16 protein-coding genes are annotated in these 17,423 nt (G+C 67.2%); 6 read left to right on the plus strand and 10 right to left on the minus strand.

From position 1 onward, the window contains the following. Window positions 1-16 precede the first annotated feature (16 nt). Complete coding sequence (locus tag M9978_RS14520) at window positions 17-1,282, plus strand: spinster family MFS transporter (protein WP_254294394.1); 1,266 nt, start codon at window positions 17-19, stop codon at window positions 1,280-1,282. A gap of 240 nt (window positions 1,283-1,522) precedes the next feature. Here M9978_RS14520 and M9978_RS14530 read toward each other — a convergent pair whose 3' ends face one another. Both M9978_RS14530 and M9978_RS14535 read right to left on the minus strand, forming a co-directional pair. Continuing rightward, entirely contained in the window at window positions 1,523-3,106 is a 1,584-nt protein-coding gene (locus M9978_RS14530) for a peptide chain release factor 3 (RefSeq protein WP_254294398.1), read from the minus strand. A gap of 39 nt (window positions 3,107-3,145) precedes the next feature. Further along, window positions 3,146-3,373, minus strand: a complete 228-nt coding sequence (locus M9978_RS14535; protein WP_254294400.1) for a hypothetical protein — start codon at window positions 3,371-3,373, stop codon at window positions 3,146-3,148. A gap of 125 nt (window positions 3,374-3,498) precedes the next feature. Here M9978_RS14535 and M9978_RS14540 point away from each other — a divergent pair, with 125 nt between their 5' ends. Next, on the plus strand, window positions 3,499-5,316 hold the full coding sequence (locus M9978_RS14540) for an ABCB family ABC transporter ATP-binding protein/permease (RefSeq protein WP_254294402.1): 1,818 nt from the start codon (window positions 3,499-3,501) through the stop codon (window positions 5,314-5,316). On the opposite strand, the gene M9978_RS14545 is transcribed toward M9978_RS14540, so the two are convergent. Continuing rightward, complete coding sequence (locus M9978_RS14545) at window positions 5,317-6,642, minus strand: dihydroorotase (protein WP_254294404.1); 1,326 nt, start codon at window positions 6,640-6,642, stop codon at window positions 5,317-5,319. A gap of 44 nt (window positions 6,643-6,686) precedes the next feature. Between M9978_RS14545 and ygfZ the strand changes: the two genes are divergently transcribed. Then, window positions 6,687-7,418, plus strand: a complete 732-nt coding sequence (ygfZ, locus tag M9978_RS14550; RefSeq protein ID WP_254294406.1) for a CAF17-like 4Fe-4S cluster assembly/insertion protein YgfZ — start codon at window positions 6,687-6,689, stop codon at window positions 7,416-7,418. Here the strand turns inward: ygfZ and ribA are convergent. The 4 genes from ribA to M9978_RS14570 form a co-directional block, all read right to left on the minus strand. After that, the gene (gene ribA, locus M9978_RS14555) at window positions 7,415-8,467 is read right to left on the minus strand and encodes a GTP cyclohydrolase II (protein WP_254294408.1); all 1,053 of its coding nucleotides are present in this window, start codon (window positions 8,465-8,467) and stop codon (window positions 7,415-7,417) included. The genes ygfZ and ribA overlap by 4 nt on opposite strands. Then, window positions 8,464-9,249, minus strand: coding sequence for an exodeoxyribonuclease III (locus M9978_RS14560; protein ID WP_254294410.1), 786 nt, complete (start codon window positions 9,247-9,249; stop codon window positions 8,464-8,466). Before M9978_RS14560 ends, ribA begins: the two co-directional genes overlap by 4 nt. A 383-nt stretch (window positions 9,250-9,632) precedes the next feature. Continuing rightward, window positions 9,633-10,241, minus strand: a complete 609-nt coding sequence (locus M9978_RS14565) for a LolA family protein (protein ID WP_254294412.1) — start codon at window positions 10,239-10,241, stop codon at window positions 9,633-9,635. A 62-nt stretch (window positions 10,242-10,303) separates the two neighbouring features. Further along, window positions 10,304-10,762, minus strand: coding sequence for a peptidylprolyl isomerase (locus M9978_RS14570; protein ID WP_254294414.1), 459 nt, complete (start codon window positions 10,760-10,762; stop codon window positions 10,304-10,306). A 139-nt stretch (window positions 10,763-10,901) separates the two neighbouring features. Here M9978_RS14570 and mgtE point away from each other — a divergent pair, with 139 nt between their 5' ends. Continuing rightward, window positions 10,902-12,299: a magnesium transporter gene (gene mgtE / locus M9978_RS14575; RefSeq protein WP_254294416.1), complete on the plus strand. Its 1,398-nt coding sequence runs from the start codon at window positions 10,902-10,904 to the stop codon at window positions 12,297-12,299. A gap of 31 nt (window positions 12,300-12,330) precedes the next feature. Beyond that, window positions 12,331-12,726, plus strand: a complete 396-nt coding sequence (locus M9978_RS14580; protein ID WP_254294418.1) for a DUF1489 family protein — start codon at window positions 12,331-12,333, stop codon at window positions 12,724-12,726. Here M9978_RS14580 and msrA read toward each other — a convergent pair. The 3 genes from msrA to pabB all read right to left on the minus strand — a co-directional run bounded on the left by msrA (window position 12,723) and on the right by pabB (window position 16,613). Beyond that, complete coding sequence (msrA, locus tag M9978_RS14585; protein ID WP_254294475.1) at window positions 12,723-13,352, minus strand: peptide-methionine (S)-S-oxide reductase MsrA; 630 nt, start codon at window positions 13,350-13,352, stop codon at window positions 12,723-12,725. The two genes, M9978_RS14580 and msrA, sit on opposite strands and share 4 nt — an antisense overlap. Before the next feature lie 265 nt (window positions 13,353-13,617). Further along, window positions 13,618-14,817: a pyridoxal phosphate-dependent aminotransferase gene (locus tag M9978_RS14590; RefSeq protein ID WP_254294420.1), complete on the minus strand. Its 1,200-nt coding sequence runs from the start codon at window positions 14,815-14,817 to the stop codon at window positions 13,618-13,620. Between the two features lie 32 nt (window positions 14,818-14,849). Then, a complete protein-coding gene (gene pabB / locus M9978_RS14595) occupies window positions 14,850-16,613 on the minus strand; it encodes an aminodeoxychorismate synthase component I (RefSeq protein ID WP_254294422.1) in 1,764 nt (587 codons plus the stop codon). A 97-nt stretch (window positions 16,614-16,710) separates the two neighbouring features. Between pabB and M9978_RS14600 the strand changes: the two genes are divergently transcribed. Continuing rightward, complete coding sequence (locus M9978_RS14600) at window positions 16,711-17,382, plus strand: MBL fold metallo-hydrolase (protein WP_254294424.1); 672 nt, start codon at window positions 16,711-16,713, stop codon at window positions 17,380-17,382. Window positions 17,383-17,423 lie beyond the last annotated feature (41 nt).

A 17,423-nucleotide genomic window follows, 5' to 3' on the forward strand; every position in this document is an offset into this window, starting at 1 on the left:
TTTTGGAGGGGATGGGATGAGCGACGCGGCGAACACGCAGGCGGGTCATTCGACGCCTGGCTATCGCGCGCTGGTGCTCGCGATGCTGCTGCTGGTCTATACGTTCAACTTCCTCGACCGGCAGATCCTCGGGATTCTGGTCGCGCCGATCAAGGCCGATCTCGGGCTGACCGATACCCAGCTCGGCGCGCTCGGCGGGATCGCCTTCGCCTTTCTCTATTCGACGCTGGGCGTGCCGCTGGCGCTGCTGGCCGACCGCACCAGCCGGACCTGGGTGGTGACCGCGTCGTTGACGGTGTGGAGCGGATTCACCGCGCTGTGCGGGCTTGCGACCGGCTTCTGGAGCCTGTTTCTGTTCCGCATCGGCGTGGGCGTGGGCGAAGCGGGCGGGGTCGCGCCGTCCTATGCGATCATTTCCGACTATTTCCCGCCGCATCAGCGGGCGCGGGCGCTGGCGATTTATTCGCTCGGCATCCCGATCGGGCTGGCGACGGGCACGCTGCTCGGTGCCTGGCTGGCGGCGAATGTCGACTGGCGCGCGGCGTTTCTGGTGGTGGGCATTGCCGGCGTGGTGATCGCGCCGTTCTTCCGGCTGATCGTCAAGGAGCCGCCGCGGCCCGCGAGCAGTGCCGGGCGCGCGCCGATCGGGCAGGTGTTCGGCATCCTCGCGAAAAAGCCGAGTTTCTGGCTGATGGCGTTCGCCGCCGGGTTCAGCTCGATGTGCGGCTATGGGCTCGCCTTCTGGGCGCCGTCCTTCTTCATCCGCAGCTTCGGCTTCGACCTTGCGACGACGAGCTATTATTTCGGATCGATCCTGCTGATCGGCGGGACGATCGGGGTGTTCGCGGGCGGGTGGTTCGCCGACCGTGCCGGGCAGGGCGACCGCGGTTTCTATGCCAGGCTGCCGGCCTTGGCGTGGCTGGTTTGCGTCCCGTTCTTTGCCGGCGGGTTCCTGACCGACAATGTGACGCTGGCGTGGTTCCTGTTCCTGATCCCCAACGGGCTCAACATCCTGTGGCTGGGGCCGGTGAATACCGCGGTCCAGCATCTCGTCCCGCCGCATATGCGTGCGACGGCGAGCGCGAGCTTCCTGCTGATCAACAACCTGATCGGGCTGGGCGCGGGGTCGTGGGTGATGGGGATGATGTCGGACGCGATGACCGCGAGCTATGGCAACGAGGCGCTGCGCTATGCGGCGGTGGCTGCGTTGAGCTTCTACCTCGTGGCAGCGGGGTTGATGTTGCTGGCGGTGAAGCCGCTAAGGCGTGATTGGGTCGGGTGATCGGGAGGGGGCTGTCATTCGGATGGGCCATCGCTTGGCGACACGCCCTCCCCTACCCCTCCCGCAAGCGGGAGGGGGACTTGAGCTGCCGCATTCCCTTGGTACGGCTGGTGAGGTGATAGTCGCGGCACAGGGCGCAGCGATAGACGCGGAGCGTCACCTGCGCGTCGCGGGCTTCCTGCATCGCTTCGTCTTCTGACCGGAACCGACGCTTGCGTGCGCAGATGCCCGGCCGGGTCTTCACCGCTCGCGCGTCGCCAGGAATTTCACCGCGGGATAGCGGTCGGCGACGTAGCCGACTTCCCACGCCGACTTCGCTAGGAATACCGGGTCGCCATCGCGGTCCTTGGCCATCGCGCCCTGGTTGAGGTCCATGAACGCCTTGATGTCACTTGCCTCGCCGCCGAGCCAGCGCGCGGTGTCGAACGGGGCGGGCTCGAGCACGGCGGCGACCTTGTACTCGGCCTCGAGCCGCGACAGCAGCACGTCGAGTTGAAGCTGACCGACCACGCCGACCACCCAGTTCGAGCCGATCTCGGGATAGAAGACCTGGATCACGCCCTCTTCGGAAAGGTCGTCGAGCGCCTTGCGCAGCTGCTTGGTCTTGGTCGGGTCCTTGAGCTGGACGCGGCGCAGGATTTCCGGCGCGAAATTGGGCAGGCCGGTGAAGCGGACCTGCGCCTTTTCGCTCAGCGTGTCGCCGACGCGCAGCACGCCATGATTGGGGATGCCGATGATGTCGCCGGGAAAGGCTTCATCGGCGAGTTCGCGCTGCTGCGCGAAGAACATGATCGGCGAGTGGATCGCGATCGGCTTGCCATGGCCGGTCGGGGTCAGCTTCATGCCGCGCTTGAAGGTGCCCGAGACGAGCCGCATGAACGCGATGCGGTCGCGGTGATTGGGGTCCATATTGGCCTGGACCTTGAACACGAAGCCGGTGACCTCGCTATTGTCGGGTTCGACCGGGGCGGGCTCGGCGGGCAGCGCGTGCGGCGGCGGCGCGTGCTTGGCGAGCGCGTCGATCAGCGAATCGACGCCGAACTCCTTGAGCGCGGAGCCGAAGAAAACGGGGGTGAGATCGCCATTACGGTACGCTTCGCCGTCGAAATCGGCATAGCCGGCGAGTGCCAGTTCGGCATCCTCGCGCAGTTTCGCGAGGTTGTCGGCCGATACCAGCGCGTCGAGCTGGGGATCGTCGAGGCCGGTGGTCTGGATGACCTTGCCCTGGAATTCTCGGCTCGGACCCTCCGGCAGCAGCAGGCGGTTGGTGCGCAGGTCGTAAATGCCCTCGAACGTTCCGCCCATGCCGACCGGCCAGGTCATCGGGCACACATCGAGCTGGAGCAATTCGGCGATCTCGTCGAGCGTCTCGAACACCTCGCGGCCCTCGCGGTCGACCTTGTTGACGAAGGTGATGATCGGCACGTTGCGCAGGCGGCAGACCTCGAACAGCTTGCGTGTCTGGCTTTCGATGCCCTTGGCGACGTCGATGACCATGACGGCGGAGTCGACCGCGGTCAGCGTGCGGTAGGTGTCCTCGCTGAAATCCTCGTGGCCCGGCGTGTCGAGCAGGTTGAAGGTGACGCCATCGCGCTCGAACGTCATCACCGAGGACGTGACCGAGATGCCGCGCTGCTGTTCGATCTTCATCCAGTCGGAACGGGCGCGGCGGGCCTGACCGCGCGCCTTGACCTCGCCGGCCAAGTGGATCGCGCCGCCGAACAGCAACAGCTTTTCGGTGAGCGTGGTCTTGCCCGCGTCGGGGTGGGAAATAATCGCGAAGGTGCGGCGGCCGCTATGGGTAGGCCGAGAAGGGAAAGACATGGGCGGCCCTCTAGAGGGCTGCGCGCATTCGGGCAAATATTAGCCGCGCGGGCGCGTATCGGCGCGAGCCATCTGCTGGCCGTTGCGCTGGCATGTGGCGGCAATGGTCGGGAAGGAAAGGTCCATGTGGCGCGGCAGAACCTGCGCCATCGCGGCCTGACATTGCGCCGCGCTCTGGTAACGGGTCGGCTCGACGCGCGCCTGCTGGCATTGATCCTGAAGATCGCCGCAGCCAAGGATCGCCATCACGAAATAGACCGGTTCCATATTCCTCGCTCCTCGCCGGTGTTAACGAATGTGGCGGAGCGCCGTTCCTTCTGTTGCGCTGGCGAACCGAGATCGCCGGGCGGATCGGTTGCATATGGCGGCTGGCGCGCCCAAATGGCGTCCCTATGCCGCCCGACACCGCACCCGCCGGCGGCGAACGCCCGTTGTTCGCCACGCTGAGGCGTTTCCTCCCCTATCTGTGGCCCGCCGGCATGCCGGGGCTGAAGGCGCGTATCGTCGGTGCGCTGCTGCTCGTGCTGTTCTCGAAGGTCGTGCAGGTCTATGGCGCGGCCTATGCGCTGAAGGCGGCGGTCGACAGCATGTCGGTGAGCGACCGCGGCGCAGTGACCTTCGTGGTGCTGATGGTGGTGGGCTATGCCGCGGCGCGGCTGGGTACCACGGTGTTCGACAATCTGCGCAACACGGTGTTCGAGAAGGTCGGGCAGGACGCGACGCGGCGGCTGGCGATCGTCACCTTCACCCATCTGCACCAGCTGTCGCTGCGCTTTCATCTCGAACGGCGCACGGGCGCGGTGACCAAGGTGGTCGAGCGCGGCACCAAGAGCATCGATTCGATGCTGTATTTCCTGCTGTTCAACATCGCGCCGACGATCCTTGAGCTGGCGCTGGTGCTGCAGATTTTCGGGTCGAAATTCGGCTGGTGGCTGGTCGCCTCCACCATGGCGATGGTGGTGATCTATATCTCGTTCACACGCTGGGTGACCGACTGGCGCGCGAAACTGCGCGAGCGGATGAACGACCTCGACACCGGGGCGGTGGCGCATGCGGTGGATTCGCTGCTCAATTTCGAGACGGTCAAATATTTCAACGCCGAGAAGCGCGAGGCGGACCGCTATTCGGCGGCGGTCGAGGCCTATGCCACGGCGGCGGTGAAGAGCGAGAATTCGCTGGCGTGGCTCAACATGGGCCAGTCGCTGATCACCAACTTCATGCTCGGCGCAGGCATGGCGGTGGTGGCGTGGGGCTGGTCGACCGGCGAGTTCACCGCGGGTGACGTGGTGTTCGTGTCGACGCTGTTGTCGCAGCTGTTCCGGCCGCTCGACATGCTCGGCTGGGTCTATCGCACGATCCGGCAGGGCGTGATCGACATGGGGGCGATGTTCGATCTGATCGACACGCAGGCCGAGGTGAAGGATGTGGCTGGCGCGGCGTCGCTCGAGGTCGGACGCGGCGAGGTGCGGTTCGAGGGGGTGCGTTTCGGCTATGAGCGCGACCGCGATATCCTCAAGGGTATCGATCTGGTGATCAGGCCCGGGCAGACGGTGGCGGTGGTCGGGCCTTCGGGGGCGGGCAAGTCGACACTCGCGCGGATTTTGTACCGTTTCTACGATCTGAACGGCGGGCGCGTGACGATCGACGGGCAGGACATTTCGCAAGTGACGCAGGCGTCGCTGCGTGCCGCCATCGGGATCGTGCCGCAGGATACGGTGCTGTTCAACGACACGGTGGGCTACAATATCGCTTATGGCCGCGAGGGCGCGACGCCGGAGCAGGTGGCGCAGGCGGCGCGCGGCGCGGCGATTGCCGGGTTCATCGAGTCGATGCCCGACGGCTATGCGACGCGGGTCGGCGAGCGCGGGCTGAAGCTGTCCGGCGGCGAGAAGCAGCGCGTGGCGATCGCGCGGACGTTGCTGAAGGACCCGCCGATCCTGATTCTGGACGAGGCGACGTCAGCGCTGGATTCGCGGACCGAGTCGGAGATCCTCGATACGCTCGAAGCGATCGAGCGCGGGCGCACGACGATCGTGATCGCGCACCGGCTGTCGACGGTGGTCAATGCCGACCGCATCGTCGTGCTGGAGGCGGGGCGGATCGCCGAGAGCGGCACGCATGCCGAATTGCTGGAGCTGCGGGGGCTTTACGCCGACATGTGGGCGCGGCAGCAGGCCGAGCGCGAGGCGGTGGCGGAGGCAGCGGAGTAGTTACCCGAACTCGACCGCCTCGAACCGCGCCGGCCGGCCATGCGCCGCGTTGGCGAGCTGGCCGTCCCACATCACCTGACGTCCGCGGATGATCGTGCCGATCGGCTTGCCGGTCAGCGTGTCGCCGGTGAAGGGCGACCAGCCGCAACGCGAGGCGAGCCAGCTTTCCTCGATCGTCCATTGCGCCTTCAGATCGACCACCGTGAAATCGGCGTCGTAACCGGCGGCGATGCGGCCCTTGCCGACCAGGCCGAACACGCGCTGCGGGCCGGCGCTGGTGAGGTCGATCAGGCGCGCCAGCGTGGTGCGACCCTTGGCGACATGGTCGAGCAGCAGCGGGAGCAATGTCTGCACGCCGGGCATGCCGCTGGGGCTGGCGGGATAGGGCTTGGCCTTTTCCTCGATCGTGTGCGGCGCGTGGTCCGAGCCGAGCACGTCGGGCACGCCTTGGTTGAGCCAGTGCCACAGGCCATCGCGGTGGGCGGCGGAGCGGATCGGCGGGTTCATCTGGGCATAGCTGCCGAGGCGCGGATAGGCGTCCTCGCCCGCCAGCGTCAGGTGCTGCGGGGTGACCTCGCAGGTGGCGATGTCCTTGTGCTGCGCGAGCAGCTCCAGTTCGGCGGGCGTGGTGACGTGGAGGACGTGGATGCGGCGCTTCGCCTCGCGCGCGAGCTTGAGAATGCGGCGGGTGGCGAGGATCGCGGATTCATCGTCGCGCCAGACGGGGTGCGACGAGGGGTCGCCGGCGATGCGCTCGCCTTCGCGCGCGTTCATGCGAAACTCGTCCTCGGCATGGATCGCGACGCGGCGGTGGCCGCTGGCGAGGACGCGGGCGAGATTGGCGTCGTCCGACACCAGCAGGTCCCCGGTCGAAGCGCCCATGAAGATTTTCACCCCCGCGGTGCCGGGCATCCGTTCGAGTTCGGCAAGGTCGGCAGCGTTGCTGTTGGTGGCGCCGACATAGAAGGCGTGGTCGCACCACATGCGGTCCTTGGCGCGGGCGAGCTTGTCGTTCACCGCATCCGCGCTGTCGGTGTTGGGCTTGGTGTTCGGCATCTCGAACACCGCGGTGACGCCGCCCAGCACCGCGGCGCGGCTGCCGGATTCGAGGTCTTCCTTGGCTTCCAGGCCGGGTTCGCGGAAATGGACTTGCGTGTCGATCACGCCGGGCAGCACGTCGAGGCCGGTACAGTCGATCGTCTCGCCCGCGTCGCCGGTCGCGCCGATCTCGACAATCTTGCCGTCGCGCACGCCGACATCGGTGTGCACCGGGCCGGAAGGGAGGTGGACGGCGCCGCCGGTGAGCTTGAGATCGAAGGTCGCCATATCCGCCTCTTTCGGTTGGGTCGCGGGCGTCCTACCTGTTCGGCATGAGCGATGCCACCCTGCTGTCCGCCACCCGATTGGAAGGGCGTGCCCTGATCCGCGTCTCGGGGGAAGATGTACGCGGGTTCCTGCAAGGGTTGGTGACGCAGGATGTCGCGATGGTGCGGCCGGACGCGCCGTTATGGGCGGGGCTGCTGACCGCGCAGGGCAAGGCGCTGTTCGATTTCCTTCTGTGGGGGGATGGCGACGATGTGCTGATCGACTGCGAGGCGGATCAGCGCGAGGCACTGGTGCGGCGGCTGTCGATCTACCGGCTGCGGCGGAAGATCGTCATCGAGGCGATCGAAGGCGGGGTGCATTGGTCGCGAGAGGCCGGGCGGGGCGTAGCCGACCCGCGGCTGGCGGAACTGGGGTTTCGCTGGCTGGGCGAGGCTGGTGGCGAAGCGGCGAGCGGCTGGCTGGAACACAGGCTGCGGCTTGGCGTCACCGAGGGCGTGGGTGAACTCGGATCGGACAAGACGCTGTGGTTGGAGTGCAATGCCGCCGAGCTGAACGGCGTGAGCTTTTCCAAGGGATGTTACGTCGGGCAGGAGAATACCGCGCGGATGAACTGGCGCGCCAAGGTCAACCGGCGGCTGGTGGTGGCGCCGCTGGGCGAGGCGGGCGAGCGGACGCGGGCGGTGTATCCGGAGATCGGGCTGATGGTGGAGTTTCGGCGAGTCGAGGCGCTTGGCGATGCGGTGCTGCCGGCGTGGCTGGCGGGGGCGCTCGACTAGAGTTGATGACCTGTGCGATCCCGCTTGGTTGCGAGGTAGCGTTCGTTGTGGGGGTTCGGCGGCAGGTGATGCGGCACGCGTTCGATCACTTCGATCCCGGTCGCTTGCAGGCCTGCGACCTTGGCGGGATTGTTGGTGAGCAGGCGCACCCTGTCCTGCCCCAATAGCTTCAGCATCCGCCCGGCCACGCCGAAATCGCGTGCATCGACCGCGAAGCCGAGGCGGGTGTTGGCGTCGACCGTGTCGAAGCCCTGATCCTGCAACGCATAGGCGCGGAGCTTGTTGATCAGGCCGATGCCGCGGCCTTCCTGGCGGAGATAGAGCAGCACGCCCCAGCCGGCTTGCGCGATTTCGGCGATCGCGGCGTGGAGTTGCGGGCCGCAATCGCATTTGAGGCTGCCGAGCACGTCGCCGGTCAGGCACTCGCTGTGCAGGCGGACGAGCGGCGGCGCGCCGGTCGGCTGGCCGATCAGCAGCGCGATATGTTCGTCGGGGGCTTCAGGCGTGCGGAAGGCGACGATCTCGGCATCCTCCGCGCCCGCGACCGGGAGTCGCGCGCGGGTGACGATCGCCAAGCGCGCGGGGTCTTCGTGCGCGTCGATATCGGCTGGCGTGACGGCTTCAGCGCCGCCTTCCTGTACGAAGAAAGCGGGGACCAGCCCGGCAATGCGGGCGAGACGCAGCGCGGCGGAAGCGGCGTCCGGCGTGGTGACGGGGATCGCGCGGAACGGCCCTTTGAGCGGGGTGGCGAGATCGAGCTGCGGGTCGGCGAGCGCGACCGCGCCATCGAAGTCGAGCCATGGCGCGCGCTGGACGAGCACGGGGGCGTCGGGGGTGGCGGCTTCGAGCTGGTTGGCGAGCTTGAGCGTCACCGCGCGACCGGCGGAGATCAGCACCGGTGCCGTGGCGTCGGGGTCGAACTCGGCGAGGCGGCCGGCGTCGGCGGTCTCGATCGCGAGCAGCGACAGCGTTCCCGCCTCGCCGCGAATCGCGATCGGCCAGCCGCGGCGCAGGGCGTCGATCGCCTGAGCAACCGCGCGCGCGTTCAAAAGTCGAATTCCGTCACGATCGGCACATGGTCCGACGGCTTGAGCCAGCCGCGCACCGGTTCGCACACGCGATGCGCAGTGGCCTTCGCAGCGACGTCGCGGCTCGCCCACATGTGGTCGAGCCTGCGGCCGCGGTCCGAGGCGAGCCAGTCCTTGGCGCGGTAGCTCCACCAGGTGAAGCAGCGCTCGGGCGCAGGGATGAACTCGCGGCCCAGATCGATCCAGTCGTTTGCCGCCTGCAACCGCGCGAGCGCGGCGACTTCGACCGGCGTATGGCTGACGACGCCGAGCAGCTGCTTGTGGCTCCACACGTCGCATTCGAGCGGGGCGATGTTGAAGTCGCCGGTGACGATCGACGGGATGCCGGAGAGGCCCTCTGACCAGCGCGTCATGCGTTCGACGAAGTCGAGCTTCTGGCCGAATTTCGGATTCAGCTCGCGGTCGGGAATGTCGCCGCCCGCGGGCACGTAGACATTTTCGAGCCGCACGCCGTTGGGCAGGCGCACGCCGACATGGCGCGCCTCGCCATTGGCCTGCCAGTCGAAGCGGTCATCCTCGGTCACCGGGATACGGCTGACGATCGCGACGCCGTGATGCATGCGCTGGCCGTGAATGATGATGTGGTCGTAGCCGAGCTCGCGCAGCGGAGCGTGCGGGAAGTCGCCGTCGATGACCTTGGTTTCCTGAAGGCACAAGATGTCGGGCGCTTCTTCGCGCAGGAATTGCTGGACGATGTCCATGCGGAAGCGGACCGAGTTGATGTTCCAGGAGGCGATTTTCATTGCGGGGCGGATGTAGTCGGGTTGGGGTGGGGGCGCTAGTGGGGCGCGACATCGTCGGTGGGGTGGAGAAGAAGCGGGACCCCGGGTCAAGCCCGGGGTGACGAGGGAGGTGGGTGTCGCACCAGTCCGCTGCGCCAGCCGGACGCCCTACGTCAGTATTCCATGGGTGGCCGGGTGGGGGAGCGGGCTGGTGCGGCGCCCAGCGCAGCGCCTCAAAAACGCCAAAGGCCCCCGCTCCGGGGGCATGGAGCGAGGGCCGACCTGGCGTTCGTCACGCAGGCGGGAAGGGACATTGTCCAGGCAACAGGGGGAAAAATCCCGGACGCCCCGTCCGCAAGAGCCGTGTTAGCGGGGCGAAGCTGTCGCCAACATGAATAGGGCGGTCAGCGGTTGCCGCCTTTTCTCCGCGGGTCGTTCCAGCGGAACGCTCCGTCGCTGATTGCGGCGTTGAAGCGCTGATTCGACAGGCGCACGGTGGTGCGGTTGTTCTGGCTGTCGAGCGCGACCCAGCCTTGCAGCATGAGGCCGCCGGGGGCCGAGGCCTGTTTGGCGAACACCAACGTCAGCCGGCCATATTCGGGCCGCTTGGGGTCGTGCGCCTCGATGCTGACGACATTGGGGTTGCCGGTCGGCACGACCTTCGCGACGCGCGACAGGTCGCGATTGGGGTCGAGCAGCACGCCGAGCGGCGAGTTCTTGACCGGCCAGCGCGACACCTGCCGCACCGAATAGTCGATGAACCAGAGCGAGCTGCCGTCGCCGACGATCAGCAGCGGCACGCCCTTTTCATATTGGAAGCGGATCTTGCCCGGCTTTTTGAGCGTCAGGGTGCCGCGCACGGTCTTGCCGGCGCGGTCGGTCTGCTCGAACGCGGCGGTCATGGTCTGCGCGGCGCGCAGATGGTCCTGCACCTGTGCGAGCGTGCCCTGCTGCGCGGCGGCAGGCAAAGCGAGGGTGATCGCCGCAACGGCGGCAAGGCTTCGTGTCATCATGGTCGTGCCTAACATGCTCGAAGCCCTGCCGGTTCCGGATTGAACTCCCGCTTAACCGCCTTTTAAGCCGCGGTCGTCGCCTTGACGATCTTGCCCGGGTTGCGCGGCGGCTCGCCCTTGGGGAGCGCATCGACATGGTCCATGCCCTCGGTCACTTCGCCCCACACGGTGTACTGGCGGTCGAGGAAGGTCGCGTCGTCGAGGCAGATGAAGAATTGCGAATTGGCGCTGTTGGGATCGTTGGTGCGCGCCATCGAGCAGACTCCGCGGACGTGCGGCTCGCTGCTGAACTCGGCGGGGAGGTTGGGCTCCTTCGAACCGCTCATGCCGGTGCCGGTGGGATCGCCGCCCTGCGCCATGAAGCCCGCGATCACGCGGTGGAAGACGACGCCGTCATAAAAGCCGCTGTCGGCGAGCTTGGCGATGCGCTCGACATGCTTGGGCGCGAGATCCGGACGAAGGCGAATCTGCACGTCGCCCGTATCGAGGGTGAGGGTCAGGCGCGTGGGAAGGTCGGACATTGCGTTGCTCCAATGGGGAATGCGGATGCCAACTAGGCAAGTGCGGCTGCCGTTGCAAATCGGGTAGCGGCGCAACGGCATTGGCAGCATGATTTGAGCGCGTTAGAGGAGGCGCGCAGGCGCCACACGGGAGGGCTCGATGACCGACGAGACCGATACCGTTCACACGCCCGAATCGGCGCATGAGGGGCATGAGCATCTCAGCCCCGACTTCGTCCGCGCCGTGCTCGAACTGGTCGAGGCGGGCGAGATCGAGGCGGCGCGCGAGAAGGTCGAGCCGCTCCACCCCGCCGACATCGCCGATCTGGTCGAACTGACCCCGGGCGACCAGCGTCAGGCGCTGGCGGCGGCGATCGCCGGGCTGATTGACGGCGACGTACTGTCCGAAATGAACGACTGGGTCCGCGACGAGCTGATCGAGGCGCTCGACCCGCACGAGGTGGCCGACATCGCCGCCGAGCTCGATACCGACGACGCGGTCGCGATCATCGAGGACATGGAGGAGGAGGACCAGCGCGCCGTCCTCCGCGCGCTGGACCCCGATGACCGTGCCGCGATCGAGGAGGCGCTGTCCTATCCGGAGGAATCCGCCGGCCGCCTGATGCAGCGCGAGCTGATCGCGGTGCCCGAGCACTGGACGGTCGGCGACGTGCTCGACTTCCTGCGCAAGACCGAGGATCTGGCGACCGATTTCTGGGAAATCTTCGTCGTCGATCCGGGGCACAAGCCGGTCGGCACCTGCGCGCTGTCATGGATTTTGCGCACGCCGCGCGCGGTGTCGATGTCGGACGTTATGAAGCGCGAGCAGACGCTGATCCCGGTCGAGATGGACCAGGAGGAAGTGGCGCTCAAATTCCAGAAGTACGCGCTGATCTCGGCCGCGGTGGTCGACGACAGCGGCCGGCTGGTCGGTATGATCACGGTGGACGACATCGTCCACATCATCTCCGAGGAAGCGGGCGAGGACGCGCTGCTGCTGTCGGGTGCTGGCGACGGCGACATCAACGAGCCGGTGCGTGACAGCTATCTCGCGCGCGTGCGGTGGCTGATCGCCAACCTGTTCACGGCGCTGGTGGCGTCGTCGATCATCGCGCTGTTCGGCGGCGCGATCGAGCAGATGGTGGCGCTGGCGGTGCTGATGCCGATCGTCGCGTCGGTCGGCGGCAATGCCGGCACGCAGACGATGGCGATCGTGGTGCGCGCGCTCGCGACCAACCAGCTGACGCAATCGAACACCGTGCGGACGATCCGGCGCGAGATTCTGGTTGCGCTGTTGAATGGCGGGACGATCGCGGTGCTGCTGGGAATCGGCGCAGCTGTGGTGTTCGCCAACGCGGCGCTGGGCGGCGTGATCGCGGCGGCAATCGTGATCAACATCCTCGTCGCGGGGCTGGCCGGCGTGCTGGTGCCGGTGACGCTGGACCGAATGGGGCAGGACCCGGCGGTCGCCTCGTCGGTGTTCGTGACGATGGTGACCGATTCGATGGGGTTCCTCGCATTCCTCGGGCTGGCGGTGGCAGCCGGGCTGGCGGGTTGATCCACGGCCTCGCGCTGCCCAGATTGGTGCGATGCCGCTGCATCTCACCAAGGTCGCCTATGGCTGCGACAGTATCGAGTATCTCAGGGAGCGGCTCGCGCTGCGTGCGGCGCATGGGCCTTCCTTCCTGACGACGCGCTATCTGCCCAAGCGGCATGAGGAGATCGTCGGGGGTTCGCTGTTCTGGATCATCAAGCACCAGCTGATCGGACGGACGCCGATCGTCAGCTTCGGCGAGGCCGAAGGCGGGCGGGTGGCGATCCATCTCGAGTCCGAGCTGATTCTGGTGCAGCCGCGGCCCAAGCGCGCGCATCAGGGCTGGCGCTATCTCGAGGGAAAGGACGCGCCGCCGGATCTGGGCAGCGGCGACATGGCGTCATTACCGCCGGAGCTGGCGGGGAAGCTGGCGGAACTGGGCCTCGCCTAGCGCGCGAGCGAGGGGAAGGCGGCGCGGAAGGCGGCGACCTTGGGCTTGTCCCAGCGCACGATATAGGGGTGGCTCGGGTTGCGGCGGGCGAAGTCCTGATGCTCCGGCTCGGCGAGATAGAATTGGCCGGTCTCGACCGTGGTGACGATCGGCTGGGGATAGGCGCGGCTGGCGGCCAGTTGCGCGATATAGGTTCGCGCGACGCGGGCTTGCCCCGGGTTCTGTGGGAAGATCGCCGAGCGATAGCTGGGGCCGGTATCGGGACCTTGGCGGTTGAGCTGCGTCGGGTCGTGGGCGACGGCGAAATAGATGCGCAGCAGCGTGGCGTAGCTGACCGCGCGCGGGTCGTAGACGATGCGGATCGCCTCGGCGTGGCGCGTTCGTTCGCTCGAGACCTGATCGTAGGTGGCGGTGCCGCGAGTGCCGCCGGCATAGCCGCTGGTCACCGACCTGACGCCCTTCACCCCCTCGAACACCGCTTCCATCCCCCAGAAGCAGCCGCCGGCGAGGACCGCGACCTGATTGCCGGGTGCGGCGGCGACGTCGTGCGTTGCGGCGGGGATGTTGACGGCCTTTTCGGCGGCGCCCGCATAGCTGGCGGCGGCGAAGAGGCCGAGGCTGGTCAGCCCGGCAAGGGCGAGGACAACGCGCACGCCCTAAAAGATGGTGTGCGCGGCGACCTGTTCAATGTTGAACGCCACCATTCCGATCGCGCCGAGCGAGAAGCCGGCGAGGAAACGGTGGAACATCGCGGATTTGAACATCGCGAGCATGAGCAATTCCCTGTGCTTGAATGCGGGAGAGGTCGGAACCCCGTCCCGCGAATCCAAGCCAAGTTTTAGTTGTCGCCGATGAACCGGCAGTGGCGCCTTGTGTTAGGCGAGGTTCAGCTTAGCGCAGCGCGGCGCAGGCTTCCTGAATGCGGCCGCACGCCTCGGTCAGGATATCCTCGCTGGTCGCATAGCTGATGCGCAGCGCCGGCGAGAAGCCGAACGCGCCGCCATGCACCGCCGCCACCTTGGCGTCGTCGAGCAGATAGCCGACCATCGTCTCGTCGGTGTCGATGACGAGGCCCTTGGGCGTGGTCTTGCCGATCAGCGCGCTGAATTCGGGATAGACGTAGAAGGCGCCTTCGGGCCGCGGGCAGTTCATGCCGTTGATCTGGTTGAGCATCGATACGACGAGGTCGCGGCGCTTCTGGAAAGCGGCGGCGCGGTCCTTGAGGAACGACTGGTCGCCATTGAGCGCCGCGACCGACGCGGCCTGCGACACGCTGCATGGGTTCGACGTTGATTGCGACTGGAGCTTGCCCATCGCCTTGATCAGCCATTGCGGGCCGCCGGCATAGCCGATGCGCCAGCCGGTCATGGCATAGGCCTTGGACACGCCGTTCGCGGTCAGCGTGCGATCGTGGAGCGAGGGGCAGACCTGCGCGATCGTCTTGAACTCGAAGCCGTCGTACAGGATGTGCTCGTACATATCGTCGGCATAGATCAGCACATGCGGGTGACGTTCTAGCACCTGGCCCAGCGCGCGCAGCTCGGCCTCGCTATAGGCCGCGCCGGTCGGGTTGGACGGCGAGTTGAGCACGACCCATTTGGTTCTGGCGGTGATCGCGGCGTCGAGCTGCTCGGGCCTGATCTTGTAGTTCTGATCGGCGCCGGCGCTGATGAAGACCGGCTTGCCGCCGGCGAACTCGACCACGTCGGGATAGCTCACCCAATAGGGGGCGGGCACGATCACCTCGTCGCCCGGGTCGATCGTCGCGCAGAAGGCGTTGAACAGCGTGTGCTTGCCGCCCGAGTTCACGCTGATCTGGTTCTCGGCATAGGTGAGGCCGTTCTCGCGCGCGAACTTGGCGACGATCGCAGCCTTGAGCTCGGCGGTGCCGTCGACATTGGTATATTTGGTCGCGCCGTTGCGGATCGCCTCGATCGCCGCTTCCTTGACGAAGTCGGGCGTGTCGAAGTCGGGCTCGCCCGCGCCGAGGCCGATCACGTCGATGCCCTGCCGTTTCAGGTCCAGCACGCGGCTCGTCATGGCGAGCGTGGCGGAGGGCTGGATACGGTTGAGCGCGGCGGAGGTCTGCATGACGGGTCCTGACTGGAGGGAACGCGCGCGCCCTATAGGTCCGAGGTACCCTCTTCCGCAACCGTAACAGCTGATATCAGTCCGCGCAGCGCGTTGCCGATGAAGAACCCGCTGGCGAGATCGGCCGGGGTGAGATCGGCTTCGGCGGCGCGGCCGGTGTCGAGCAGCTCGGCGCGCAACACGCCGGGGAGCAGGCCGCGCGACAAGGGCGGGGTGAGCAGGATGCCGTCGCGCTCGACGAAGATCGAGGAGAAGCTGCCCTCGGTGAGGTGGCCGTCAGGGTCGGTGTAGATGGTCTCGAACGTGCCTTCGTTGCGCGCGTAGATGCGGCGGTCGCTGGTCTTGTGCGTGAGGCGGAAGTCGCGCGGCGCGACTATGAGCGGACGGATCGCGACGGTGACTGGCGCTTTGGGCGCGGGCGGCAGTGGCGCGGTGCCGATCGCGATATTGCTCTTCGCCGACAGCAGCAGCCGCACGCGCGCCGGACCACGCAGGCGGAAAGTCGCCGCCTGGAGCTCGTTGCGTGCGGCATGGCGGTCGAACGTGAAACCGAACACCTCGGCGCTCTCCTTGATCCGCGCGAGATGACGTTCGAGCAGCGCGATCCCGTCCACGGGGTCGAAACGCATCGTCTCGATCAGGTCGAAGCGGCGCTGGCCGCGCGTCAGGAACGCGCCCTTGGCAAGGCATTCGTCCCATTCCTCGCCCGCGCGCGAATCCGCGACCACGCCCGAGCCGAGGCCGATGCTGGCGGTGTCGCCGCCGGCGGGCAGGTGCAGCGTGCGGATCGCAACGTTGAACGCGGCGTCGCCATTCGGGTCGATGCGGCCGATCGAGCCGGTGTAAACGCCTCGCGCGTCGGGCTCGACCGCGCCGATCACTTCCATCGCGCGAATCTTGGGTGCGCCGGTGACCGATCCGCACGGGAAGGTCGCGGCGATGATTTCGCCAATGCTGGTGCCGGGGGCGAGTTTCGCAGCAATCGTCGAGACCATCGTGTGCAGCGTCGGATAGGTTTCGACCTTGAACAGCTCTGGCACCGAGACGCTGCCGGGCGCGGCGATGCGCGTGAGGTCGTTGCGCATCAGGTCGGCGATCATCAAATTCTCGGCGCGCTGCTTTTCGTCGCTGGCGAGGGTGGCGCGGGCGGCCTCGTCTTCGTCCGGGGTGGCGCCTCTTGGCGTGGTCCCCTTCATCGGGCGCGCGATCAGTTCGCCGCCGCGCAGCGCGAGGAACAGTTCCGGCGAGAAGGACAGCAGCCAGTCGCTGCCGGTCCATACGATGCCGCCATAGCCGGCCGCGGCGCGCTGGCGGACCGCGGCATAGGCGGCGAGCGGATCGCCGAGCACGCGGACGGCGGCGCGGAAGGTGAGGTTGGCCTGATAGATGTCGCCGGCCTCGATCCACTCATGCACGCGGGCGAAGGCGGCGCCGTAATCGGCGCGCGAGATGCCGGGCCGGGGCCGGCCGAGCCAGGCGCTGGCCGGGTCGGGCAAGCGCGACGGGATGTCGGCGGCGGGGATGATCTCGACGCAATCGAACAGGCCGAACCACAGTAGTGGACCGGCCGTGATCGGGGCTTTCAGTCTGGGTTCGAGCGCGTGCCCGGCTTCGTAGGCGATGTAGCCGGCGGCGTGCAGGCCTTCGGCCTGCGCGGCATCGAGCGCGGCCAGCGCATCGCGGACCTCGTCCGCGCTGTGCGCCACGATGGTGCGAAGCGGGTCGCGGTAGAAATGCGCATCCACGCCGCCCGGCCGGGCATCGTCGAGCAGCACGAAAGGGGCGTCGGCGCGCATTGCGCAACGGCATGCAATCCCGCGCGCCAAGCCGCAAGCCGTGATTGATGCACGGCTTTGTTGCCGCAGGCGCGCGCGCCGCCTATCTCGCAGCGCGATGACCGATGCTTCCAATCCTCCGCTGCGTGCCGCGATCGTGCCGGTAACCCCGTTGCAGCAGAACAGCACGCTGATCTGGTGCACGCAGACGATGCGCGGCGCCTTTACCGATCCGGGCGGCGATCTCGACCGGCTGAAGGCGGCGGCGAAGCAGCATGGTGTCACCATCGAGAAATTGCTGATCACGCATGGCCATATCGATCATTGCGGGCAGGCCGGGACGCTGGCCAAGGAACTGGGCGTGCCGATCGAGGGCCCGCACGAGGCCGACCGCTTCTGGATCAGCCGGCTGGAGGATGACGGCCGCAGCTATGGCATCGACGGCAGGATCTTCGAGCCCGACCGCTGGCTGGTCGATGGCGACACGGTGACGGTGGGGAATTTGACGCTCGACGTCTATCATTGCCCCGGCCACACGCCGGGCCATGTCGTGTTCCACCATGCGCCGTCGAAGCTGGCGATGGTCGGCGACGTGATCTTTCAGGGATCGATCGGGCGCACCGATTTCCCGATGGGCAATCATCAGGACCTGCTCGACGCCATTACCGGCAAGCTGTGGCCGCTGGGCGGGGAAACGGTGTTCGTGCCCGGCCATGGCCAGCCCAGCACGTTCGCGCAGGAGCGGCAGAGCAATCCGTTCGTGGCTGACGCTGTACTCGCGCGAAGCTAAACCGATCGGTTGACTATTCTGAGGCGAGCGGGTAGTTCAAC

Source organism: Sphingomonas tagetis, assembly GCF_024211275.1.
Taxonomy (GTDB): domain Bacteria; phylum Pseudomonadota; class Alphaproteobacteria; order Sphingomonadales; family Sphingomonadaceae; genus Sphingomonas; species Sphingomonas tagetis.

What these genes read in the sequence shown, in the direction of transcription:
- M9978_RS14535 (WP_254294400.1), bottom strand. Translation starts at nt 3,373, where the DNA reads ATGGAACCGGTCTATTTCGTGATGGCGATCCTTGGCTGCGGCGATCTT.
- M9978_RS14570 (WP_254294414.1), bottom strand. Translation starts at nt 10,762, where the DNA reads ATGTCCGACCTTCCCACGCGCCTGACCCTCACCCTCGATACGGGCGAC.
- pabB (WP_254294422.1), bottom strand. Translation starts at nt 16,613, where the DNA reads ATGCGCGCCGACGCCCCTTTCGTGCTGCTCGACGATGCCCGGCCGGGC.
- M9978_RS14530 (WP_254294398.1), bottom strand. Translation starts at nt 3,106, where the DNA reads ATGTCTTTCCCTTCTCGGCCTACCCATAGCGGCCGCCGCACCTTCGCG.
- M9978_RS14580 (WP_254294418.1), top strand. Translation starts at nt 12,331, where the DNA reads ATGCCGCTGCATCTCACCAAGGTCGCCTATGGCTGCGACAGTATCGAG.
- M9978_RS14560 (WP_254294410.1), bottom strand. Translation starts at nt 9,249, where the DNA reads ATGAAAATCGCCTCCTGGAACATCAACTCGGTCCGCTTCCGCATGGAC.
- M9978_RS14565 (WP_254294412.1), bottom strand. Translation starts at nt 10,241, where the DNA reads ATGATGACACGAAGCCTTGCCGCCGTTGCGGCGATCACCCTCGCTTTG.
- M9978_RS14520 (WP_254294394.1), top strand. Translation starts at nt 17, where the DNA reads ATGAGCGACGCGGCGAACACGCAGGCGGGTCATTCGACGCCTGGCTAT.
- ygfZ (WP_254294406.1), top strand. Translation starts at nt 6,687, where the DNA reads ATGAGCGATGCCACCCTGCTGTCCGCCACCCGATTGGAAGGGCGTGCC.
- mgtE (WP_254294416.1), top strand. Translation starts at nt 10,902, where the DNA reads ATGACCGACGAGACCGATACCGTTCACACGCCCGAATCGGCGCATGAG.
- M9978_RS14600 (WP_254294424.1), top strand. Translation starts at nt 16,711, where the DNA reads ATGACCGATGCTTCCAATCCTCCGCTGCGTGCCGCGATCGTGCCGGTA.
- M9978_RS14540 (WP_254294402.1), top strand. Translation starts at nt 3,499, where the DNA reads ATGCCGCCCGACACCGCACCCGCCGGCGGCGAACGCCCGTTGTTCGCC.
- M9978_RS14545 (WP_254294404.1), bottom strand. Translation starts at nt 6,642, where the DNA reads ATGGCGACCTTCGATCTCAAGCTCACCGGCGGCGCCGTCCACCTCCCT.
- M9978_RS14590 (WP_254294420.1), bottom strand. Translation starts at nt 14,817, where the DNA reads ATGCAGACCTCCGCCGCGCTCAACCGTATCCAGCCCTCCGCCACGCTC.